Source organism: Streptomyces sp. NPDC054757 (assembly GCF_053612185.1).
On sequence record NZ_JBSHBW010000011.1, the window covers coordinates 35,472 to 48,903 of the forward strand.

The 13,432-nt window shown below is 70.6% G+C and carries 13 protein-coding genes, 1 pseudogene and 1 riboswitch; of the genes and pseudogenes, 7 read left to right on the top strand and 7 right to left on the bottom strand.

Going from position 1 to position 13,432, the window contains the following annotated elements; all coding sequences use genetic code 11:
- Nucleotides 1–102: 102 nt before the first annotated feature.
- Nucleotides 103–570, bottom strand: coding sequence for a thioredoxin-dependent thiol peroxidase (bcp, locus tag ACWGKJ_RS15640; protein ID WP_385026842.1), 468 nt, complete (start codon nt 568–570; stop codon nt 103–105).
- A gap of 138 nt (nt 571–708) precedes the next feature.
- Here bcp and ACWGKJ_RS15645 point away from each other — a divergent pair, with 138 nt between their 5' ends.
- The 3 genes from ACWGKJ_RS15645 (at nt 709) to ACWGKJ_RS15655 (ending at nt 1,975) form a co-directional block, all read left to right on the top strand.
- Nucleotides 709–1,065 (top strand): DUF3618 domain-containing protein, encoded by a 357-nt coding sequence (locus tag ACWGKJ_RS15645; protein ID WP_385026845.1) that lies wholly within the window; start codon nt 709–711, stop codon nt 1,063–1,065.
- A gap of 95 nt (nt 1,066–1,160) precedes the next feature.
- Entirely contained in the window at nt 1,161–1,496 is a 336-nt protein-coding gene (locus ACWGKJ_RS15650; protein WP_385026848.1) for a GroES family chaperonin, read from the top strand.
- 58 nt (nt 1,497–1,554) lie between these two features.
- A riboswitch (guanidine-III (ykkC-III) riboswitch) is annotated at nt 1,555–1,625 on the top strand.
- Nucleotides 1,626–1,654: 29 nt separating this feature from the next.
- Nucleotides 1,655–1,975: a DMT family transporter gene (locus tag ACWGKJ_RS15655; protein ID WP_266856623.1), complete on the top strand. Its 321-nt coding sequence runs from the start codon at nt 1,655–1,657 to the stop codon at nt 1,973–1,975.
- Between the two features lie 34 nt (nt 1,976–2,009).
- Here the strand turns inward: ACWGKJ_RS15655 and ACWGKJ_RS15660 are convergent, their stop codons facing one another.
- A complete protein-coding gene (locus ACWGKJ_RS15660) occupies nt 2,010–3,230 on the bottom strand; it encodes a GDSL-type esterase/lipase family protein (RefSeq protein ID WP_385026852.1) in 1,221 nt (406 codons plus the stop codon).
- Nucleotides 3,231–3,437: 207 nt separating this feature from the next.
- On the bottom strand, nt 3,438–5,801 hold the full coding sequence (locus ACWGKJ_RS15665; RefSeq protein ID WP_385026855.1) for a transglycosylase domain-containing protein: 2,364 nt from the start codon (nt 5,799–5,801) through the stop codon (nt 3,438–3,440).
- A 213-nt stretch (nt 5,802–6,014) separates the two neighbouring features.
- On the opposite strand from ACWGKJ_RS15665, the gene ACWGKJ_RS15670 reads away from it, so the two are divergent.
- Entirely contained in the window at nt 6,015–6,815 is an 801-nt protein-coding gene (locus ACWGKJ_RS15670; RefSeq protein ID WP_385026858.1) for an ABC transporter permease, read from the top strand.
- Nucleotides 6,808–7,611 carry an ABC transporter permease gene (locus ACWGKJ_RS15675; RefSeq protein ID WP_385026861.1) on the top strand — a complete coding sequence of 268 codons (804 nt, stop codon included), beginning with the start codon at nt 6,808–6,810 and terminating at the stop codon, nt 7,609–7,611. The genes ACWGKJ_RS15670 and ACWGKJ_RS15675 overlap by 8 nt, the downstream gene beginning before the upstream one ends.
- 83 nt (nt 7,612–7,694) lie before the next feature.
- Here the strand turns inward: ACWGKJ_RS15675 and ACWGKJ_RS15680 are convergent, their stop codons facing one another.
- The 4 genes from ACWGKJ_RS15680 to ACWGKJ_RS15695 all read right to left on the bottom strand — a co-directional run bounded on the left by ACWGKJ_RS15680 (nt 7,695) and on the right by ACWGKJ_RS15695 (nt 12,129).
- Nucleotides 7,695–8,771 carry an aldo/keto reductase gene (locus tag ACWGKJ_RS15680; RefSeq protein WP_385026864.1) on the bottom strand — a complete coding sequence of 359 codons (1,077 nt, stop codon included), beginning with the start codon at nt 8,769–8,771 and terminating at the stop codon, nt 7,695–7,697.
- A gap of 191 nt (nt 8,772–8,962) precedes the next feature.
- Entirely contained in the window at nt 8,963–9,565 is a 603-nt protein-coding gene (locus ACWGKJ_RS15685; protein ID WP_385026867.1) for a nitroreductase family protein, read from the bottom strand.
- A gap of 58 nt (nt 9,566–9,623) precedes the next feature.
- Nucleotides 9,624–10,745 carry an epoxide hydrolase family protein gene (locus tag ACWGKJ_RS15690; RefSeq protein ID WP_385026870.1) on the bottom strand — a complete coding sequence of 374 codons (1,122 nt, stop codon included), beginning with the start codon at nt 10,743–10,745 and terminating at the stop codon, nt 9,624–9,626.
- 25 nt (nt 10,746–10,770) lie between these two features.
- Nucleotides 10,771–12,129: an MFS transporter gene (locus ACWGKJ_RS15695; RefSeq protein WP_453315750.1), complete on the bottom strand. Its 1,359-nt coding sequence runs from the start codon at nt 12,127–12,129 to the stop codon at nt 10,771–10,773.
- Nucleotides 12,130–12,295: 166 nt separating this feature from the next.
- On the opposite strand from ACWGKJ_RS15695, the gene ACWGKJ_RS15700 reads away from it, so the two are divergent.
- The gene (locus tag ACWGKJ_RS15700; RefSeq protein ID WP_385026876.1) at nt 12,296–12,892 is read left to right on the top strand and encodes a CGNR zinc finger domain-containing protein; all 597 of its coding nucleotides are present in this window, start codon (nt 12,296–12,298) and stop codon (nt 12,890–12,892) included.
- A 168-nt stretch (nt 12,893–13,060) separates the two neighbouring features.
- Nucleotides 13,061–13,240 (top strand): annotated as a pseudogene (locus ACWGKJ_RS15705) (DUF3626 domain-containing protein); the annotation flags it as partial.
- Between the last annotated feature and the right edge of the window lie 192 nt (nt 13,241–13,432).

Genomic DNA, 13,432 nt, shown 5'->3' on the forward strand with positions numbered 1-13,432 from the left:
ATGGCGATCGCAAACCAGGGCTCCGGAGAAATGGGACCTTGGTCACGTATTTTCCGCGGATACCGGCCACTCTCGCAACTTCTCGGACCGCCCCGGAGTTCCTCAGAGGCCGAGGTCCTTGATGATTTTGGCTACGTGACCGGTGGCCTTGACGTTATAGAAAGCGCGTTCGACCTTGCCGTTCTCGTCGACGACGACCGTCGACCTGATGACGCCCGTCACCGTTTTGCCGTAGAGCTTCTTCTCCCCGAATGCGCCGTACGCGGCGAGTGTCTCCTTGGACGGATCGCCGACCAGCGTCACCTTCAGCGATTCCTGCTCGCGGAATTTCGCGAGCTTCTCCGGCTTGTCCGGCGAGACCCCGATGACGTCGTATCCGGCGTCGGCCAGAAACCCCAGATTGTCCGTGAAGTCGCAGGCCTGCTTGGTGCATCCAGGGGTGAGGGCCGCCGGGTAGAAGTACACGATGACCTTGCGGCCCCGGTGCGCGGCGAGTGAGATCTCGTTGCCGTCCGCGTCGGGCAGGGTGAAGGCGGGGGCGGTGTCGCCGGGCTGCAGTCGCTCGCTCATCAGGTTCTCCTCGGAGGGATCGGTCACCGTGAGGTACGGATGGGGCAGAGCGTAATAGGGGTGCCGCGGGGTGCGTTCCCGCTGGAGCTGACAGACTGTCGGGCAACGACTACCGGACACGACCACGGAGGCAGCGCAGTGTCGGATGCCACGGATGCCAGGACCCCGGCGCAGATCGAGGCGGACATCAAGACCCGGCGTGCGGATCTCGCGGACACGCTGGACGAGATCGGTGTGCGGCTGCACCCCAGCACGATCGTGGGAGATGCCAGGGCCAAGGTCACATCGGCCGTCGACCAGACGGCGGGGCGCGCGTACGTCGTGCTGAACCGCACGGCGAACGGCGTACGGGCGCAGTTCGTGACGGAGGACGGCGCACCGCGTCTGGAGCGCGTGATCCCGGTGGCGCTCCTCGCGGTGGGCCTGGTGGGCCTCTGGGCCGTCTCTGCCACATCTTCCACATCTGCCAAATCCGTCAAGCGGCGGCGGTGCTGACCCGGTACTGACCCGTTCGGCCCCGCAGCCGGCCGTGGTCCGTGGCGTGGACCCTTCGGTGAACGCCGCGCCCCGGGCCAGGTAGGTTCGAGCCCGTGAGCGAGAACACCCACGACGACAAGCTGCCCATCCGGATGCTGCACGACCGCGTGCTGGTCAGGTCCGACAGCCCGGAGGGCGAGCGGCGCTCCGGCGGCGGCATCCTGATCCCGGCCACCGCCGCCGTCGGCAAGCGGCTGGCCTGGGCCGAGGTGGTGGCGGTCGGGCAGAACGTACGGACCGTGGTGCCGGGCGACCGGGTGCTGTACGACCCCGAGGACCGGGCCGAGGTGGAGGTCCGGGGCGTGGCGTACGTCCTGATGCGGGAGCGCGACCTGCACGCGGTGGCTTCCGAACGGGTTTCCGAGGACTCCACCGGGCTCTATCTGTAGCCCTGCCCGGCTCCGGATCTGTAGCCGTGGCCCGGCTCCGTCCGCCGCGTCCCGCGCGGGTTTGCTACGGTGGAACGACCCCGACGAGACGCGCCGTACCGGGCAGATCGACCGCAAAGACGACGCACCCTGCTGATCCGTCTCGCGGAGGTGCCGTCATGGCCTGGATTCTGCTCGTCGTCGCCGGTCTGCTCGAAGTGGCCTGGTCGATCGGGATGAAGTACACCGAAGGTTTCACGAGGCTGTGGCCCAGCCTCTTCACCGGCGCGGGCATCGTCGCGTCCATGCTGTTGCTGTCGCAGGCGGCCAAGACCCTGCCCATCGGTACGGCGTACGGCGTCTGGGTGGGGATCGGCGCGGCCGGTGCGGCGGTGCTCGGCATGGTCGTACTGGGGGAGCCGGCCACCGCCGCCCGGATCTTCTTCGTCTGTCTGCTCCTTGTGGCGGTCGTCGGCCTGAAGGCGACGTCCGGACACTAGACACCAGGTCCTGCCCTGGGGACTTCCGTCCGCCTCAGGCGCTCCGGGCCGCGAACGGTCCGGTGGCGCCGAAGGCCAGTGCGGCGAAGCGCTCGCCCATCCGGCGGTGGGTCGCGGCGTCCGGGTGCAGTGCGTCGGGGAGCGGCAGTTCGGCGAAGTCCGCCTCGCCGTACAGCTCGTTGCCGTCGAGGTAGTGCAGCTGGGGGTCGTCCGCCGCCCGCTGCGCCACGATGCGGGCCAGCTCCGCCCGGATGACCTGGAGCGTCAGCTTCCCGGCGGCTCGCTCGGCCGGGTCGCCGGTGGCCCGGAACCGGACCGTCCCTCCGCCGAACTCCGGGGCGCAGGGTCCCGGCGTCTCCTCGTGGATGGGGCAGTGGATCGGTGAGACGACCAGCAGGGGTGTCGTGGGGTGCCCCTCGCGGATGGTGTCGAGGAAGCCGTGCACGGCCGGTCCGAAGGCACGCAGCCGCATCAGGTCGGCGTTGACGATGTTGATGCCGATCTTGACGCTGATGAGGTCGGCCGGGGTGTCCCGCAGGGCGCGGGCCGTGAACGGGTCGAGCAGGGCGCTCCCGCCGAGACCGATGTTGATGAGTTCCACGCCGCCGAGCGAGGCGGCCAGCGCAGGCCAAGTGGTCGCGGAACTCTCGGCGTTCGAGCCGTGGCTGATCGAACTCCCGTGGTGCAGCCACACCTTGCGGCCGCTGTCGGGGGCGGGCTCGACGGGGGCGTCGGTGCGCAGGGCGACGAGTTCGGTGACCTCGTTGTACGGCAGCCAGATCTCGATGTCCTTCTGTCCGGCCGGCAGCCCGGCGAACCGGACGGTTCCGACCGGTCCCGGGTGGGTCTCGGCGGAGCCGGTGGCCAGGTCCACCAGCCGGGTGTTGCCGCCGGTCACGCTCGCCCGCCCGGCCGGGCTGCCGTCGACGAACAGGTCGTACAGCCCGTCCGGCCGGGGCGGGGCCCCCTGGTAGGCCATCTTGGTGCGGAGCGTGTCCAGCTCGACGGTGGTGGCCCGGGTGCGGATGACCAGCCGTACGCCGGAGGGCTGGGCCTCCACCATGGCCAGCTGTCCGTCGGAGCACTGCGCGCGGGCGCGGGCGGGCAGCCGGTGCGGGAGGAGACCGTGCTCGGTGCGTTCCAGATCGAGGGCGCCTCGGAGGAGAGCGGCGGTGATCGGCGTGCTGAGCGGGGCGTCCGCCGGGGTGCTGGGCGGACTGCTGGGCGCGGCGGCGTCCTGGTGCGGGGAGTTCATGGGTTCAGCCTGTCGAGCGGCCCGCTGATCCGCATGCTTTTTTCGGCCACCTTTTTCGGCCGCTCTTCACGGCCACTTATTACGGGTGCCGGGCGCCGGGTGCCGGGAGCTGGGCGTCGGGCGCCGCGAGCCCCGAGCCGGGGGCCGAGGACCCCACTCCCGCCGAGCCCGCTCCCGTCGGCCCCCCCTCACCGCTCCCCCCCCCGGTCAGCCACCCGTCATACCGCCCCCGGTCCCGCCACCGGTGTCCCCACCGTCCCCACCGTCCCCACCGTCGTCTCCGCCATCCCCGCCGTCCCCGCCCGTGTCGGTGCCGCCGTCCGTACCGCCGCCGGTCGCGCCCGGGTTCTCGCTGCTGGGGGCTCCCGACGGCTCCGACGAGGTCGCGGAGGGCCCGGTGCTCGGTGGCGCGGACGACGGTCCGGTCGATGCCTTGCCCGACGAGGAGGGCGACGCCGTAGTCGACGGGGACGCCGAGCTGCTGTCCGGGCTGGGCAGCGGGTCCTGGTGTGCGCCCGACTGGAGGTCGAGGTGGAAGGGCGTCCGCGGGGTGCCCGCGAGTGCGGCCGCCGTGTACTGGCCCCAGATCTGGGCGGGCGCGCCCCCGCCGTTGACGCGGGCCAGGCCCATCGCCCCGTACAGCGGCTTGTGCACGCCGGTCTTCGGGTCCTGGCCCATCACCGAGATCACGGTGGAGAGATCGGGGGTGTACCCGGCGAACCAGGCCGCCTTGTCGTCCTCCGCGGTACCGGTCTTGCCGGCCGCCGGGCGTCCGGCGGACTTGGCCGCGGTGCCGGTGCCGCTCGCGACGACGCTTTTCAGGATCGACGTCGTGGTGTCCGCGGCCTGCCGGCTGACGCCCTGGACGGTGGGCCGCTTCGGCAGGGAGCGCTGATGGCCGTTCTTGGTGACCTTCCCGACGATGGTGTACGTCCCGTGCTTGCCGTGGCCCGCGAGTGTCGCGTACGCCTCGCTCATGTCGAGCACGCTGGCGGTCGCCGGGCCGAGCGCGATGGAGGGGTACGGGTTGAGGTCGGGGGTGTTCTTCGGGATGCCGAGATCGACGGCGGTCTGCTCGACCTTGGCCGGGCCGACGTCCTCGGCCATCTGCGCGTACACCGCGTTGACGGACTTGTCGGTGGCGGTGGAGACGGGGATGCGGCCGTACGACTTGCCGTCCTCGTTGCCCGGTGCGTAGCCGGTGGATCCCTTCGGGCCCTGCACCGTGCGGTGGTTGGTGCCGTCGTAGACGGTGCGCGGGGTGATCCTGTGTCCGTCCTGGGTGGTCGAGTGGTTCTCCACGGCGGAGGCGAACACGAACGGTTTGAAGGTGGAGCCGACCTGGTAGTCCCGCCGGGTGGCGTTGTTGACGTACTGCTTCGTGTAGTCGACGCCGCCGTACATCGCGACGACCTTGCCCGTGTCGGGTTCCACCGAGGCGCCGCCGACGCGGACGTTGCGGTCGGCGCTGTTGCCCTTGCTGAGCTTGCTGGTCACCTGGTCGTCCACCGCCTTGGCGAGCGCCCGCTGCTTGCTGCGCTGGAGGGTGGTGGTGATGCGGTAGCCGCCGGTGGCGAGGGTGTCCTCGTCGAGGATCCTGTTGCGGGCGAGGTCGTCCTTGACGGCCTGGACGAGATAGCCGCGCTGTCCGGAGAGACTGGACGAGGGCCTGGCCTTTCCGGGGACCGGGAACTTCTCCCTGGCGCGCGCCGCGGCGCTGAGCCATTTCTTCTTGACCATGCCGTCGAGCACGTAGTTCCAGCGGGACTCGGCCCGGCCCCTGTTCCCGGGGTGCGCCACGACGTCGTACGCGCTGGGGGCGTTGAGCAGGGACGCGAGGTAGGCGCCCTGGGCGATGTCGATGTCCTGGATGTTCTTGCCGTAGTACGCGCGGGCCGCGGCCTGGATGCCGTAGGCGTTGCGCCCGAAGTAACTGGTGTTCAGATAGCCCGCGAGGATGTCGTCCTTGCTCTCCTCGCGGTCGAGCTTGACCGAGATGAAGAACTCCTTGGCCTTGCGGCTGATGGTCTGTTCCTGGCCGAGGTAGTAGTTCTTGACGTACTGCTGGGTGATGGTCGAGCCGCCCTGGGTGCCCTTGCCGGTCGCGGTGTTCCAGGCCGCGCGGACCATGGCCTCGGGGTCGACGGCGCTCTCCGAGTAGAAGTCGCGGTCCTCGGCGGAGAGCACGGCGCGCTGGACGCCGATGGGGATCTGGGAGAGCGGTACGTTCTCGCGGTTGACCTCGCCGTCGCGGGCGATCTCGGTGCCGTCGGCGTAGAGGTAGACATTGCTCTGTGCGGTGGCCGCGGTGTTGGCGGCGGGGATCTCGACGAGGTTGTAGCCGGCGATGAACCCCCCGACGATCACGACGAGGAGCACCAGAACCGCGCCGAGCATGAACCGCCAGGTGGGGACCGCCCGGCGCCAGCCCTTGCGCCGGGGGCGCTTGCGCTTCCTGGCCGGCTTTTCGGCGGGGCCGGAGGCGGAACCACCGTGGCCTGCGGAATCTCCCGCGCCTGCCGGTTCTCCGGCGCCTGCGGGGTCTCCGGCGTCTGCGCGCTCGTCGCTCACTGTCTCTCCTGCGTCCGGCCCAAGGTGCCATACGAGGTATATGGGGCGAATTGTTAGGTATGCCCATAAAACACTGTTGAGTGGCCCGGTTCGGACTGCGCGGAATATTCGGTCGCGGCGCACGCTCCGCTGGACTAAGGTCGTGCGCTTTGGTGCCCGTGCCCTCCGGCGTCCGGGCGGGGTGGGACGACGACAGGCGAGGGGGTCCCAGAGATGCGGCTGTACGCGGTCGTGGCCGCGGGAGGATTCCGGCGCTTCGCGACCTACCGGGTGGCGACGGCCGCCGGGGTGTTCACCAACACCGTCTTCGGTTTCATCATGGCGTACACCTACATCGCGCTCTGGGACGAGCGCCCGCACCTCGGCGGATACGACCAGGCGCAGGCCCTCACCTATGTGTGGCTCGGCCAGGCGATGCTGACGACCATGGCGCTGCTGGGCGGCGGCCTGGAGGACGAGCTGATCGAGCGTATTCGCACCGGCGACATCGCGATCGACCTCTACCGCCCCGCCGACCTGCAACTCTGGTGGCTGGCGAGCGACTTGGGGCGTGCCGGGTTCCAGCTCATCGGACGCGGCGTGGCGCCCATGGCGTTGGGGGCGCTCGCCTTCCGTCTGGCGCTGCCTGCCGACCCCTTCGTATGGCTCGCGTTCCTGGTCTCGCTGCTCCTCGGCCTGGTCGTCAGCTTCGCGATCCGCTATCTCGTGGCGCTCTCCGCGTTCTGGCTGCTGGACGGGGCGGGCGTCGCGCAGATCGCGGGGATCGCCGGGATGTTCTTCTCCGGGATGCTGCTGCCGCTGAACCTCTTCCCCGGCCTGCTGGGCGAGGTGGCCAGGGCGCTGCCCTGGTCGGTGCTGCTCCAGGTGCCTGCCGACATCGTGCTGGGCCGGCGGACCGGCTGGCACCTGGTGACGGCGTACGCCTTCCAGCTCGGCTGGGCGGTGGCGCTGCTCGGCGCCGGGCGGCTGCTGCAGTCCGCCGCGACCCGGCGGGTGGTGGTGCAGGGTGGCTGAGGGGCTGCGCGCGTACTGGCTGATCGCGGGGATGTGGATCCGCTCGACGATGGCGTACCGGGCGTCGTTCCTGATGACGGCCCTGGGCAACTTCGCGGCGACCGGGCTCGACTTCGTCGCGATCCTGCTGATGTTCTCGCACGTCGACCGGCTCGGCGGCTACTCACTCGGCGAGATCGCCTTCCTGTACGGGACCGCCACGACCGCCTTCGGCCTCTCCGACCTGGTGATGGGCTCGATGGACCGGCTGGGCCGCCGGGTGCGCGACGGGACACTGGACACGCTCCTGGTGCGCCCCGTCCCGGTGCTCGCCCAGATCGCGGCGGACCGTTTCGCCCTGCGCCGGCTGGGCCGGATCACCCAGGGCCTGCTGATCCTCGGGTACGGGCTGGCGGTCGTCGATGTCCACTGGACGCCGCTGAAGGTCCTGATGGTGCCGGTGATGGTGGTCAGCGGCGGGGCGATCTTCTGCGCCGTGTTCGTGGTGGGGGCGGCGTTCCAGTTCTGGGCGCAGGACGCGTCGGAGGTGCAGAACTCCTTCACGTACGGAGGGGTGACGCTGCTTCAGTACCCGCCGACGGTCTTCGCGAAGGACCTGCTGCGCGGCGTCACCTTCGTGATCCCGCTGGCCTTCGTCAACTGGCTGCCCGTGCTGTACGTACTGGGGCGGCCCTACCCGCTGAACCTGCCGGAGTGGCCGGCGTTCCTGCCGCCCGTGGTGGCCGCGGGGTGCTGCGCCGTGGCGGGGGCGGCCTGGCGGGCGGGGCTGAGGTCGTACCGGAGCACGGGGAGCTAGGCCGTGTCGGCCCGGAGCACGGGGAGCCTTGCCGTGTCCGCGACGTCGCGTGCCGGTCACGGCTTTGCGGACACGGCCTGGGCTCACGCGTCCGGCGGCTCCGCTTCCGCCCCCGCGCGTTCGCCGACCGGCCGCCTCCGCAGTGCCGGATCGGTGAGGGCGGGCCGGGTCCAGGCGCCGTCCGGTGGATAGAGATCGGTCCCGGGCGGCACGATCGCGTCGATCCGGTCCAGCGTCCCGTCGTCCAGGACGAGCTGCGCCGCCTTGAGCGCCGACTCCAACTGCCCCTGCGTACGCGGCCCGATGATGACGGAGCTGACGGCCGGGTGCGCGAGCGGGAAGGCCAGGGCCAGTTCCGGCAGCGTACGGCCGAGGTCCCGCGCCACCTCGGTGAGCCGCTCCACCGCGTCGAGCTTCACGGCCGTCAGCGGGCGCTCCGGATCGAACCGGTCCGGGTTGAGCGCGGCCCGCCCCCGGCCCAGGTCCACCGGCTGCCCCTTGCGGTAGCGCCCGGTGAGGAAGCCGGAGGCGAGCGGCCCCCAGGTCAGCACGCCCATCCCGTACCGCCGTGCGGTCGGCAGCACCGCGGCCTCGGCCCCGCGCGCGAGCAGCGAGTACGGCGGCTGCTCGGTACGGAAGCGGTAGAGACCGCGCCGCTCGGACACCGCCTGCGCCTCGGCGATGTCCTCGGCCGGGAAGGTCGAGCAGCCGAAGGAGAGGATCTTCCCGGCCCGTACGAGATCGGTGAGGGCGGCCAGGGTCTCCTCGATATCGGTGTGCCGGTCGGGCCGGTGCACCTGGTAGAGATCGATACGGTCCGTGTCCAGCCGCCGCAGGCTGTCCTCGACGGCCCGCACGATCCAGCGCCGCGCATTGCCGCTCCGGCCCGGCCCGTTCCCCATGGGGAAGTGGAACTTACTGGCCAGCACCACCCCGTCCCGCCGCTCGCCGCCGCCCAGCGCCTTGCCGACGATGGTCTCGGACTCGCCGGCCGAGTACATGTCTGCGGTGTCGACGAAGTTGATCCCCCGGTCGAGCGCGGAGTGCACGATACGGACACACGCGTCGTGGTCCTTGTTCCCGACCGCCCCGAACATCATCGTCCCGAGGCAGTACGCACTCACCTCGACACCCGTCCCGCCCAGCACCCGATACCGCATGGCCGTACCCCCAACTCCGCTGTGTGCAACCCACCGTGGCCCGCCTCCCTGGTACGCGGAGTGCTCTCCGGGAACCGAACCGTACGAGCTGGACCCGGCTCCAGCTCAAGCCCCAAGCTGTACGCATGATGACGGACCACACGGTGGGCAGCTCCCCCCCCGGGGCCGGGCCACCGAGGGGACCGCCCCGCTCAGGCGTGCCGGCCCCAGTGCCCACGGTGGATGACCTCATCCGTGCGACGTCGGCGTTCTTCGACGCCGGCACCCTGCGGCGGCAGGTCGTCAGCGCGGTAGCCGACCGTGATCCCGCCGATGGGCGCGTACTCGTCAGGTATCCCGAACTCGGCGCGGAAGGGCTGGAGATGTTCGGGCATGATGCCGAAGAAGCACGCACCGAGGCCCTCGTCGACAGCGGTCAGCAGCATGAGCAGGGAGGCCATCCCGGTGTCGATGTACCAGTAAGGGGCGGGCCAGCGGGCCTCGGCACGATCCTCCCACCCCTTGTCGGGCTCCGCGTACCGTTCGAGATAGGCCGCCTTGTGCGCAAGAGGCACCACAACCAGGGGCGCATCCTGCATCGTCGGCGTGTTCTCGACCCGGGTGGGTACGAACGGCCAGAAGCGCGCACGGTCGGCGGGGTCGGTCAGCGCGAGGAACGCCCAGCCCTGGGAGAAGCCCGCTGAAGGGGACCGCAGGGCCGAGGCGAGGACCCGCTCGACCACCTCGGGGGCCAACTGCTTGTCGGAGTAGTGCCGGACCATGCGCCGCCGCCGGATCACCTCGGAGAATTCCATGGGAGCGGATCCTGCCACGAAGGCCCGGCCGATGTCCGTGCGAGCACGCCGTGGACGGTCAGCGGAAGAGGCGGAAGAAGCCGCGCACTTGCCCGACCAGCGACTCCGGCTGCTCCAGCGCGGCGAAATGGCCGCCACGCGGCATCTCCTCGAACCAGCGCAGGTCGGTGAAGCGGAGCTCGGCCTCGCGCCGTGACGGGCGGGTGATGTCACGCGGGTAGACGGACAGCCCCGACGGCGCCGTGACCTTGTCCCTGAAGCGGGCGAAGCTCTCCCAGTACAGCCGCGCCGATGACGTGGCCGATGCGGTGAACCAGTAGACGGAGATCTCGTCGAGAAGCTTCTGCCGGGACACCGCATCCTCGATCCGGCCGTCGTGGTCGGTCCACGCCCAGTACTTCTCGGCGATCCAGGCCGCCTGGCCCGCCGCGGAGTCGGTGAGGCTGTAGCCGAGCGTCTGCGGCCTGGTTGCCTGGATCGCCGAGTACCCCCGGCCGGTGCGGCGCATCTCCTGTTCGGCGTGCAGGTTCGCCCGCTCCGCGGGCGTCGGGTCGTCGAAGGTGCCGGCGGCGACGGATCCCAGGTTCAGGTGCACGGCGGCCACCCGCTCGGGTGCGACTTCGCCCAGCGCCCCGGAGACCGCGGAACCCCAGTCGCCGCCCTGCGCGCCGTACCGCTCGTAGCCGAGGGAGGCCATCAGCGTGTCCCAGGCGCGCGCGATGCGCATGACACCCCACCCGGTTGTGGGCGGCTTGTCGCTCCAGCCGTACCCGGGCAACGACGGCGCGACCACGTGAAACGCGTCCGCCGGGTCCCCGCCGTGCGCGCGCGGGTCGGTCAGCGGGCCGAGGACGTCCAGGAACTCAAGTACCGAACCGGGCCAGCCGTGCGTGAGTACCAGCGGGAAGGCGTTCGGCTCCGGCGAGAGGATGTGCAGATAGTGGATACCCAGCCCGTCGATCGTGTCGCGGTACTGGGGGAAGGTGTTCAGCCGTTCGGCGAACCCGAAGTCGTAGTCCTCGGCCCAGCTGCGGCACAACTCCTGTACGCAGGCCAGCGGGATGCCCTGGGACCAGTCCTTCACCGGCTCGGGCTCGGGCCAGCGCGTACGGCGCAGGCGGTCACGCAGATCTGCGATTTCGGCTTCGGTGACACTGGCCTCGAACGGCTCGGCGGCCATGACGGGGCTCCTTTCTGTCAAGGCGTCAACGGATCGGGGGTGGGTGCACCGTCGACTCCGGCTTCGGCGCAGGGCACCGCGTTCGGGACGACGGGCCGGCGCCCGGGCGCCGGAGGAGGCTGAGCACGGCGCCCGCCAGGGGAAGCGCCGCGAGTACGGCGAGGGAAACCGGTACCGGCACGATGCCGGACAGGCCCGCGACCGCGGCCGGACCGATCCCGCCCCCCAGGGCGTTCATGAAGTTGAGCAGGCCCTGTGCGGTGTCGCGGTCACGCGAGGCGACCAAGTCCGTTGCGACGCCCACCAGTACAGCCTGGGCCCCGGCGAAGCCGCACACGGTCAGCGCGGTACCGGCGATGACCGGCGCCGGCCCGGAGAACACCGCGACCACCAGCACGCCGACCAGAGTGATCCCCGCGAGCCCGGCCGATATCCGCCATCCGGCGAACCGGCCGGTCAGGACGCCGACCAACCGGCCGGACAGCACCGAACAGACGGCGGCCGGGGCGAGAAACAGACCGGCTTCGAGGGCTCCGCCTCCCGTGGCCCGCTCGATCAGGGACGGGGCGAGAAACAGAACGCCGTAGTAGCCGGCGAAGACCGCGCCGCCGATGAGGCCGAGCGCCGGGAAGCCGCGGACCGCGATCACCCTCCGAGGTACGAACCCGTCGGGCCTGCGTCGGACACACCACCTGAGGCCGGCAGCGGCCAGCACCCCGGCGGCGGCCACGACGCACGTGACCGGAGCGGGCAGGCCGACCGAGTGCGCCTGCAGCAACGTGATCACCGACCCGGCGAGTACCGAAAGGACGGCCGCGCCCAGGAAGTCGAATGGTTCGGCCCGGTCGTCCGGCCCGTCGGCACCGGTCCGCGTCAGCAAGCGCCTGCTCGGCATCGCGGCCAGCAGGAGAGGCAGCGCGAGCGCCGGGATCGCGAGCACGGCACGCCATCCCAGCCATGCGGTGACCGTTCCGCCCAGCAGCGTTCCGCAGCCCGATGCCGTCGCGCTGGCGGCGGCGACGATGCCCAGCGCGCGGGTCCGCTCCCGACCGGGCAGGGCAGTGGCCACGGCGAAAACGGCGACCACGGTCACGCCCGCACCTGCGCCACCGATGAGCCGACCGACGATCACGACGGCCAGAGTCGGCCCGGCCCCCGCGAGCGCGGAGCCCGCGACGAGCCCCGTGACGCCGGCGACGAGAAGGTGGAACGGGCCCCACCGCGACAGCAGTCGGCCCGCGACCGGCATGGCGAGCGCGGACGTGAGCGACCACGCGGCGAGGATCCAGGCCGTCGCCCCGAACGGCACCCCGAGCGCCCGGCCGACGGCGGGCAGAGCCACCGCGGGTGCCCCCAGAGCCACGTACATCGGCAGCACCAACATGCCCAGGACCAGTCCGAGTCGACGCCCGTCCGTGGGGCGTCCCGACCCTCCGCCGCCTGATCTCCCGAGCGTGACCGCCTGCGACACCATCCTCTCCTCACCGGATCGTGTGACACGTGAAGCGTATGATGAGTGTCACCGTATGAGTGAAGTGGAGACACGTCAAATGATTGACGCGTGTTACGACTCGTCGGCTGTCCAGACGGCCGTCGACCTGGCCAACACCCTGAAGCCGGTCAAGGGCGAGGACGCGCTCGGGACCGTGGCGCAACTCCGGGATTTCCTCGCCGGCCATCCCGGCATCGGACCGGCCGAGCGGGCGAGTACGGCCGGAACACCACGCCCTGATCCACGGTCACGGATCAACCGCACCGATCTGGCAGAGGTCCGAGCGGTGCGCGCGACGGTGCGTGCCGTGCTGGAACAAGCGGCCGCCGACCCAGCCGGAACCGCTGTCCTGATCAATGACGAGCTGCGTCGAAGCCGCGCCACCCTGGTTCTGCGCAACGACCACGACCGCTGGTGGACGGAGGCCGTCTCGGACACCGATCGCTGTTCCGCGCACCTCGCCACGACCACGCTCGGCGCGCTCGCCTCCGTGATCGCGGCGCTCGGGCCGGCCCGACTCGGCATGTGTGCCGGACAGGCATGCCGCGGCACCTTCGTGGACCTCTCACGCAACGGCTCGAAGCAGTTCTGCACCCGCACCTGCGCGCACCGGGCCAGCGTCGCGGCCTACCGGAGCCGACGCGGCCGGAGTTGAGTATCGACGCGCGGCTGAGTCGGGTAGCCGAGTCACGGCAACGTGACCCGGCTACCCGACTCAATGGGTGGTCGACTTAATGGGTGGTCGACGTCTCGTGACGCCGGGACAAGCTGCCGGTGGACAAATCACATGCCCTCGTGGATCGAGCTGGGAAACACTGTGCGGATGAGCTTCGCAGCCTCTTGTACAGCACAGGAGCGGGCCCTTCGGCGTGCCGCGGAACTGGCGTCCGGTCCTCCTGTGGACCCGACGCTGCGGGTGACCCTCAACTTCCACCCGGACCGTCTGCTGTACGGCAAACCGATCCTGGGGGCCCTGGCCGAGGATGGTGTCTACCGTTCGAGGACTTGACCCCGTCCAGTCTCGTTGCGGAAGCTGACTCGATTTACGACGTCATGGTCTTATTCCATTTCCTTTATCGCGTCCATGATGAGTGCCCGTGACTTAGAGCTTGTCTCACGTGGTGTGAGGTTGATGCGGCATTGAGCCGAGGCGCGATAGGTGTCACCAAGGCAGGCTTGTTGTCACTTCGCGTCA

Bases quoted from the DNA above. Each gene is read 5' to 3' on its own strand.
- ACWGKJ_RS15655 (WP_266856623.1), top strand. From the start codon at position 1,655: ATGGCCTGGATTCTGCTCGTCGTCGCCGGTCTGCTCGAAGTGGCCTGG.
- ACWGKJ_RS15695 (WP_453315750.1), bottom strand. From the start codon at position 12,129: ATGTTGGTGCTGCCGATGTACGTGGCTCTGGGGGCACCCGCGGTGGCT.
- ACWGKJ_RS15700 (WP_385026876.1), top strand. From the start codon at position 12,296: ATGATTGACGCGTGTTACGACTCGTCGGCTGTCCAGACGGCCGTCGAC.
- ACWGKJ_RS15685 (WP_385026867.1), bottom strand. From the start codon at position 9,565: ATGGAATTCTCCGAGGTGATCCGGCGGCGGCGCATGGTCCGGCACTAC.
- ACWGKJ_RS15690 (WP_385026870.1), bottom strand. From the start codon at position 10,745: ATGGCCGCCGAGCCGTTCGAGGCCAGTGTCACCGAAGCCGAAATCGCA.
- ACWGKJ_RS15680 (WP_385026864.1), bottom strand. From the start codon at position 8,771: ATGCGGTATCGGGTGCTGGGCGGGACGGGTGTCGAGGTGAGTGCGTAC.
- bcp (WP_385026842.1), bottom strand. From the start codon at position 570: ATGAGCGAGCGACTGCAGCCCGGCGACACCGCCCCCGCCTTCACCCTG.
- ACWGKJ_RS15660 (WP_385026852.1), bottom strand. From the start codon at position 3,230: ATGAACTCCCCGCACCAGGACGCCGCCGCGCCCAGCAGTCCGCCCAGC.
- ACWGKJ_RS15670 (WP_385026858.1), top strand. From the start codon at position 6,015: ATGCGGCTGTACGCGGTCGTGGCCGCGGGAGGATTCCGGCGCTTCGCG.